At 69.3% G+C, this 7,677-nt stretch carries 8 protein-coding genes; 5 read left to right on the top strand and 3 right to left on the bottom strand.

What is annotated here, in order from left to right:
• Both E1261_RS17600 and E1261_RS17595 read right to left on the bottom strand, forming a co-directional pair.
• A partial coding sequence (locus E1261_RS17600; protein WP_132407952.1) for an HRDC domain-containing protein occupies nucleotides 1–934 on the bottom strand: 934 nt, incomplete at its 3' end.
• Complete coding sequence (locus E1261_RS17595; protein ID WP_132407951.1) at nucleotides 931–1,533, bottom strand: DUF3000 domain-containing protein; 603 nt, start codon at nucleotides 1,531–1,533, stop codon at nucleotides 931–933. The genes E1261_RS17600 and E1261_RS17595, both read right to left, overlap by 4 nt.
• Nucleotides 1,534–1,663: 130 nt before the next feature.
• Between E1261_RS17595 and hemE the strand changes: the two genes are divergently transcribed.
• From hemE to E1261_RS17570, 5 genes are read left to right on the top strand one after another with little or no spacing between them, the layout of a single operon-like run.
• On the top strand, nucleotides 1,664–2,707 hold the full coding sequence (gene hemE / locus E1261_RS17590) for a uroporphyrinogen decarboxylase (RefSeq protein ID WP_238176278.1): 1,044 nt from the start codon (nucleotides 1,664–1,666) through the stop codon (nucleotides 2,705–2,707).
• Nucleotides 2,694–3,197 carry a GNAT family N-acetyltransferase gene (locus E1261_RS17585; RefSeq protein WP_238176277.1) on the top strand — a complete coding sequence of 168 codons (504 nt, stop codon included), beginning with the start codon at nucleotides 2,694–2,696 and terminating at the stop codon, nucleotides 3,195–3,197. The genes hemE and E1261_RS17585 overlap by 14 nt, the downstream gene beginning before the upstream one ends.
• Nucleotides 3,194–4,603, top strand: a complete 1,410-nt coding sequence (hemG, locus tag E1261_RS17580) for a protoporphyrinogen oxidase (protein ID WP_132407949.1) — start codon at nucleotides 3,194–3,196, stop codon at nucleotides 4,601–4,603. Before E1261_RS17585 ends, hemG begins: the two co-directional genes overlap by 4 nt.
• Complete coding sequence (gene hemQ / locus E1261_RS17575) at nucleotides 4,600–5,295, top strand: hydrogen peroxide-dependent heme synthase (RefSeq protein ID WP_132407948.1); 696 nt, start codon at nucleotides 4,600–4,602, stop codon at nucleotides 5,293–5,295. The genes hemG and hemQ overlap by 4 nt, the downstream gene beginning before the upstream one ends.
• Nucleotide 5,296: 1 nt before the next feature.
• Nucleotides 5,297–5,674, top strand: coding sequence for a VOC family protein (locus E1261_RS17570; protein ID WP_132407947.1), 378 nt, complete (start codon nucleotides 5,297–5,299; stop codon nucleotides 5,672–5,674).
• On the opposite strand, the gene E1261_RS17565 is transcribed toward E1261_RS17570, so the two are convergent.
• Entirely contained in the window at nucleotides 5,671–7,650 is a 1,980-nt protein-coding gene (locus E1261_RS17565) for an AAA family ATPase (protein WP_132407946.1), read from the bottom strand. The genes E1261_RS17570 and E1261_RS17565 overlap by 4 nt on opposite strands.
• Between the last annotated feature and the right edge of the window lie 27 nt (nucleotides 7,651–7,677).

Raw genomic sequence — 7,677 nt, 5'->3', positions numbered from 1 at the left:
CCGGGAGGTGGCGGGCGTGGTCGATCGCCTCCCACCAGGTGCGCATGTGGCGGTGAGCGCCGCGGCCCTTGAACGCGGTGAGCTTCTGCAGGGTGTCGCGGTCGGCGGGCATCGCGGCGGCGGCCTCGACGATCGCCGCGTCCGGCAGGATCCGGCCGGGGGAGATGTCGGCGGACGAGGCGATCTGGTCGCGGGCCTCCCACAACGCCCGTACGACGGCCAGGCTGCGGCGATTGCGAACCCGGTGCATCCCCGAGGTCCGGCGCCAGGGATCGGGCTTCGGCTCGCGGGGTGGCGCGGACAGGATCGCGGCGAACTCCTGCTCGGCCCACTCCCACTTGCCTTCGCGGCGCAGCTCGGCCTCGATGGCGTCGCGGAGCTCGATCAGCATCTCGACGTCCAAGGCGGCGTACACGAGCCAGGGCGCGGGGAGCGGTCGGGTCGACCAGTCGGCCGCGGAGTGCTCCTTGCGCATCCGGTAGCCGAGGACCTCGCTGACGAGTGAGGCCAGACCGACCTTCGGGTAGCCGAGCAGGCGACCGGCCAGCTCGGTGTCGAAGACCTTGCGCGGGATCATGCCGACCTCGGCGAGGCAGGCCAGATCCTGGTTGGCGGCGTGAATGATCCACTCCGCGTCGATGATCGCGTCACCGAGCGCGGACAGATCACCGAACGGGATCGGGTCGACCAGTGCGGAACCGGAGCCCACACGGCGTAGCTGCACCAGGTACGCACGGTGTGAATAGCGGTAGCCAGAGGCGCGCTCGGCATCGACGGCGACCGAGCCGCTGCCGGCCCGGAAGGCCTCGATGACTTCGGTCAGTGCGGGGTCGGTGTCGACGACGTCGGACAGGCCGTCGCGGAGTTCGAGGAGCGGCAGTTCCGGTGGCTGCTCTTCGGTGACGGGCTGTTGCTGGGAGTCGGCCTGGCTCATCGGCCCCGCTGTCCACGCCGGGTCGGCATCGCGACCACCCCCGGCGGAACCGGCGGCAGTCCGGCCGCCGTACAGAGTGTCTCGCCCCACGCCTCGGCGTGCTTGGTCACGTCCACCAGTCCACCGGGTCCGGGCACAGGGCTCCAGGACGCACGGATCTCGATCTCCGCCGTCGCGTCGTCGTCGGCCATGCCGCCGAAGCTCTCCGATACCACGCGGGTGACGGTACCGCTCGGGGCCAGGTACTCCGCACCCCGGTCCGCTAGCGCCTCCATCAGCCAGGTCCAGCCCACGCCACCGAGCAGCGCGTCCGTCACCATTTCCGGTTCGACGGCAGCGCGCACATACGCGACACAGCGGAAGGTCGACTGCCAGGCGTCGTTACCGGCCGGATCGTAGAGGACGACGAGCCGACCGGTGGCGACATCGTCACCGTCGATCGTCACATCGGCGCTGACCGCGGCCGCGTGCGGAGCGATCCGCTGCGGTGCAGGCATCTCCTCGACGAACACTTCTGGCCGGAACCGGGCGCCGCGCAACTGCGTCACGGCCTCGGCAAACTCCGCGGGTGGCGCGTCGACCTGCTTGCGGGCACCCATGCTTCGCAGCCTACGACTGATTACGCTCCGACGCCTGTTTAGACGCGCCGGTAAGGAAGCGCAGCCGGACGGAAACCGGAACCAGTCGGGTCCGGAAAAGCCGTTCGGTCCAGCGTGGGATCATCGTGAGGTGCCTTCGACGCTTGCCCGTTCCCCCTTCTTGCTCGCCGCCCGTGGTGAGCCCGGCCCGCACACTCCGGTGTGGTTCATGCGCCAGGCCGGCCGCTCGCTGCCCGAGTACCGCGCGGTCCGGGAGGGGACCACGATGCTCGAGTCGTGTATGCGTCCTGACCTCGTCGTCGAGATAACGCTGCAACCGGTACGCCGTTACGGCGTCGACGCGGCGATCTTCTACTCGGACATCGTGACGCCGTTGAAGGCGACCGGGTTCGGGGTGGAGATCAAGCCCGGCGTCGGGCCGGTGGTCGCGGACCCGATCCGGGATCTGGCCGGTGTGGATGCGGTCCGCCCGGTGACGCCGGCCGACGTGCCGTACATCACGGAGTCGGTGCAGGAGCTGGTGACGCGGCTGGGGGAGACGCCGCTGATCGGGTTCGCGGGCGCTCCGTTCACGGTGGCGTCGTACCTGGTCGAGGGCGGGCCGAGCAAGGACCACGCCAAGACGAAGGCGCTGATGCACAGCGACCCGAAGCTGTGGCACGCGCTGGCCGACCGCCTCGCCGACGTCGCGATCGCGTATCTGACTGTGCAGGTCGAGGCGGGTGCCTCGGCGATCCAGCTGTTCGACTCGTGGGCTGGCGGGTTGTCGCCGCGCGACTACGAGCGGTTCGTGCAGCCGCACTCGGCGAAGGTGTTCGAGGCGCTGTCCGCGTACGACGTACCGAAGATCCACTTCGGAGTGAATACCGGTGAGCTTCTCGGGCTGATGAGTGCCGCCGGCGCCGACGTGGTCGGGGCGGACTGGCGGGTGCCGCTCGACGAGGCGGTACGGCGAATTGGCGGGAAGCCGGTGCAGGGGAACCTCGATCCGGCCCTGCTGCACGCGGGCTGGGAGGTGCTGGAGGCGGAGATCGACCGGATTCTGGTGGAGGGGCAGGCGGCGCCCGGGCACATCTTCAACCTCGGTCACGGGGTACCGCCGGATGCTGATCCAGAGGTGCTGAACCGGATCGTCAAGCACGTACAGACGAAGTCGGCCCGTGCTGCTGCCTGAGCACGGTGTCACTCTCGAGCGACTGACCGCCGATCACGCCGACGCCCTGCTCGCCTTCGAACGGGACAACCGCAAGTACTTCGCCGCCTCGATCGCCGACCGCGGTGACGAGTTCTTCGCGCACTTCACGGAGATCCTGCACGCACGCCTCGCAGAGCAGGCGGAAGGCATCTGCCACTTCCACGTGCTCGTCGAGCCGGCTGGCGCAGTGGTCGGCCGAGTGAACCTGATCGACGTCGAGAACGGGTCGGCCGAGCTCGGCTACCGCCTCGCCGAGCGCGTCACCGGGCGCGGCCTGGCGACGGCCGCCGTACGCGCGATCGTGCGGATCGCGGCGAAGGAGTACGGACTGCGCCGGCTGACTGCCGGAGCGGCACAGGTCAATGTCGCCTCGTGGACCGTGTTGGAGCGGGCGGGGTTTGAACTGGTGGCGACAACTACCGGTGAGAGACCACAGGTGGCGTACGAGTTGAGCTTGGAGGGTTTGTGACTCGGGTTGTTGTGGTGGGTGGCGGGATTAGTGGGCTGGCGGCTGCGCATGCGTTGGCGACTGGTCCGAACCCGCCGCAGATCACCGTGCTCGAAGGGTCGCCACGGCTGGGTGGGAAGCTCGCGGGCGCCGACATCGAGGGTGTGCCGGTTGATCTGGGGGCTGAGTCGGTGCTGGCTCGGCGGCCTGAGGCACTTGAGCTGATCGAGGCTGTTGGGCTCGGGGATGACGTGGTGCATCCGGCGACGACCTCGGCGGGGTTGTGGGTCGGTGGTCGGATCCGGGCGATCCCTCCGACGGTGATGGGTGTGCCGGTCGATCCGGCCGCCGCGGCCGATGTACTGGGGGATGCGGCTGCGGCAGAGGTCGCTCGGGAGGCGGAGTTGCCGCCGCCGGCGCTGGAAGAGGATGTCGCGATCGGGCGGTTCGTTGCCGAGCGCATGGGTTCCGCGGTGACGGACAAGCTGATCGATCCGCTGCTCGGCGGCGTGTACGCGGGCAAGGCAAACGAGATCTCGCTGGCCGCCGCCGTAACGGACCTGTACGCGAAGCTCCGGACGGCACCGAGCCTGCTCGCCGCCACGGCCGAGCTGCGGGAGGCCGGGCAGCAGCGTGCCGGTCAGCCTGTGTTCGCCGGGATCGTGGGCGGCGTGAACCGGCTGATCACCGCGCTGGAGCAGGACCTGCTCGCCCGGGGCGTGGTGATCCAACGACAACTCGCCGTACGGCGGATCACCCGGACCCCGGACGGGTTCGAGCTGGAAGCAGGCCCGGTACCGGCGCCGACGTACCTGACCGCCGATGCGGTGATCGTCGCGACCCCGGCCGCGCCTGCGAGCCGGATGCTGGCCGAGTTGGTGCCGACGGCATCGACCGAGCTGGCCGCGATCGAGTACGCGAGTATGGCGATCGTCACGCTCGCGGTCCGCAAGGACGACTGGCCCGCCGACGCGACCGGTTCCGGCTTCCTGGTCCCCTCGGTCGAGGAGCGGACCATCAAGGCCTCGACGTACTCACACGCCAAGTGGCAGTGGTCGAACGACGCCGGCGGAGAGCTCGCCGTACTGCGGACCTCGGTCGGCCGGCTCGGCGAGGAGTACGTGCTGCAGCGGTCCGACGAGGAGCTCGTCCAGCTGGCCGCGTCCGATCTGCAGCAGGCGATCGGCCTCCGCGGACCGATCATCGGCTCGATCGTCACCCGCTGGGGCGGCGGCCTTCCGCAGTACGCCGTCGGTCACCTTGACCGCGTCGACCGGGTCGAAGCGGCCGTGGCCGAGATCCCCGGGCTGGCGGTCGCAGGAGCGGCGTACCGGGGTGTCGGGATCGCGGCCTGCGTGGCCTCGGGTGTGAGAGCGGCCACCCGGGTGCGTGGTTTCACCGATTCATTGGAGAGAATGGTCCCGTGACGGACAAGCCGAAGGCGCGCGAGCTGAACAATGTGATCCGCTACACCATGTGGTCGGTCTTCAAAGTCGAGACCCCGCTCGGTGATGCGGACCGCGACGAGCTGACCGCGGAGCTGTCCGAGCTGGTCGGCAAGCTCGCGGCCGACGACGTGGTCATCCGCGGGATCTACGACGTCGAGGGCTTCCGCGCCGACGCCGACTTCCTGGTCTGGTGGCACGCTCCGACCTCGGATGCGTTGCAGAAGGCGTACCACGCGCTGCGCCGGTCGCGGCTCGGCCGGCACCTCGCGCCGGTCTGGTCCCAGCTGGCCCTGCACCGGCCGGCCGAGTTCAACAAGAGCCACATCCCGGCCTTCCTCGCCGACGAAGAGCCGCGCGCGTACGTCTGCGTGTATCCGTTCGTCCGCTCCTACGAGTGGTACCTGCTCCCCGACGAGGAGCGCCGCTTCATGCTCGCCGAGCACGGCAAGATGGCCCGCGGCTACCCGGACGTGCGGGCCAACACGGTCGCCTCGTTCGCGCTCGGCGACTACGAGTGGATGCTGGCCTTCGAGGCCGACGAGCTGCACCGGATGGTCGACCTGATGCGCGACCTGCGCGCATCCACCGCCCGTCGGCACGTGCGTGAGGAAGTGCCGTTCTACACCGGCAAGCGGACCGAGCTGGGCGAGCTGATCGCCAACCTGGCCTGACATGCACCGCAAGGCGTTCCCGGTGCTCTACGTGAGCAATGTCCGGCGATCGGTCGAGTTCTACGCGCTGCTCGGCTACGAGATGACGTACCAGTTCCCGCTCGAGGGCGACCCGCACTACGTCGGTCTCGAGCGCGGCGAATCTTCACTGGGCATCGCCGACACGAGCTGGCCCGAGGCCCAGCTCGGCATCACCGTCGGTACGGCGCCACGCTTCGAACTCTTCGTGTACGTCGACGATGTCGAAGCCGAGGTGGCCGTGTTCCGAGCGGCCGGTCATCCGGTCCTCCAGGAGCCCGCCACCATGCCCTGGGGCGAACGCCAGGCCTACCTCGCCGACCCCGAAGGCAACCCGGTCGCCCTCGCCACCCCCATTTAAGTGCCGGGTTTTTGGAAGAGGTAGTCCTCGGCGCGCATGGACATCGGCGGGCGGACGTCTTCGGGGAGTAGCTCGCGGAGGTCCTTCTCGGTGAGGGAGTCGGGATCGCGGGCGGACAATCGGGTGGCCTGGTTGGAGATCGCTTCCTCGAGGACGTTCCGGATGAAGCGGCCGTTGCCGAAGTTGTGCCCACGCGGTGACGGCGGAATGATCGACCGGACCACGTCCAGGACGTCGTCGCTGTAGGTCATCCCCTTGTACCGGGCCTGCAGCTCGAAGATCGCGACCAGCTGGTTGGTGTCGTACTCGGCGAACGACAGCAGCTTCGGGAACCGCGACGCCAGACCGGTGTTCGACTCCATGAACCGCTGCATCTCGCGGTGGTACCCGGCCACGATCACGATGCAGTCGTTGCGATGGTCCTCCATCAGCTTCAGGATCGTCGCGATCGCCTCCAGCCCGTAGTCACCGGGGCTGTTCTCCGGCACCAGCGTGTAGGCCTCGTCGACGAACAGCACGCCACCGATCGCGTCCCGGAACTTCTCCGCGGTCATCGGCGCCGTCGTACCGGTGCTGGAGCCGACCAGGTCGGAGCGGTCGACCTCGACCACGTGACCCTTCTCCAGTACGCCGAGCTGGTGGTAGATGCGGCTCAGCAGCCGCGCGATCGTCGTCTTCGCCGTACCGGGTTTGCCGACGAAGACCATGTGCCGGGCCCGCTCGTGGCTCGGCAGGCCGAGCTCCTGGCGGCGCAGGTTGGTCTTCACCTCGGCCACCATCTTGCGGACCGAGTCCTTCACCGACTCCAGGCCGACCAGCGAGTCGAGCTCGGCGAGCGGGTCGTTGGTGTAGTCGACCGGCCCCAGCTCAGCAGGCTTCGCCTTCGCCGCCGGCGTGGTCGACTGGGCGTTGTCCCACGCTGACGAGAGCGAGGTCTCGGCCTGCTCGACCGCGGCCACCGGCCGGCGGTCTCGATCAAGCAGCCGGAAGAGCGCGTCCAGATCAGGGATCTGCGGATCCGGCCACGGCGCATCCCCGAGAGCGCCGGACAGATGCATCGAGACGCGGGTCGCGGCGGCGGCCCACGTGCGAGCAGCCGCGCGCTGATCATGCCGTACGGCGCGCGCCAGCCACTCGGTGTTGGCCGTCAGCCAGGTCTGCGGCTTGAAGCCAGTGCGTGCCGAGGCGAAGGCCTTCTCGACGTCCTGCGCCGCCGGACCGAGAATCTGCGCGACCGCGGGCGGAAGGTTGGTGAGCTGCCCGGCGAGGATCATCCCGGCCATCAGTTGCGCGAAGTCGCCGGCGTACTCGTCCGGGATCGTCATCAGCAGCTTCGCGTGCGCGTCCCGCAGCGAGTTGAGCGAGTAGCGCAGCGCGGCGTTCGGGCCGGACAGCTCCGGCAGTACGACGCGCTCAGCGTCCGTGAGCGCAGAAGTCCGCCAGTACTGCACGATCGCCTGATAATCCGCCGAGGTGTGCAGATGGATCGCCTCGCGATCCGCGAGGACTCGGTCGAACGCGTCGGTCAGCGCCTTAGCGCGCGCGGCCAGCGGGGGCGCGTCGACAAACATCGCGACCACGTCCCGGGACACCTCGACTGCGTGCCGCCGGTTGGGCTCGCGGAACCCCTGCGCACCCGCGATCACCTGCAGCGGCCAGTCCGTCGGCGCGACCCGCACGATGTGTGCGGCACCACCGATCCGGTACGTCGGCCGCTGGAACTCGCGAGTCAGCTCGGCACCAAGATCGGCGTACTCGCCGTGGAGTACCGGGATCCAGCCCGCGAGCAGCGGAGCGACCTGGTGGGTGAACCAGACCGCGGCCGGCGTCCCCTTCGCGAACCCCGCGAACGCATCCGGCCGCACCGGCCGCAGGGACCGCGGGTCCTGTCCCCAGCCGTGCAACCTCCGCCGGACGGCCGTCAACCAGGCCCCCGGCACCTCCCACGCCTGCTCAGCACCCAGGACATCCAGCACAGCCGCAGTCTAATGGTGCTGGAGGTA

It is taken from the genome of Kribbella albertanoniae (assembly GCF_004348455.1).
Lineage (GTDB): Bacteria > Actinomycetota > Actinomycetes > Propionibacteriales > Kribbellaceae > Kribbella > Kribbella albertanoniae.
This window is presented reverse-complemented; position numbering and strand designations above follow the sequence as displayed.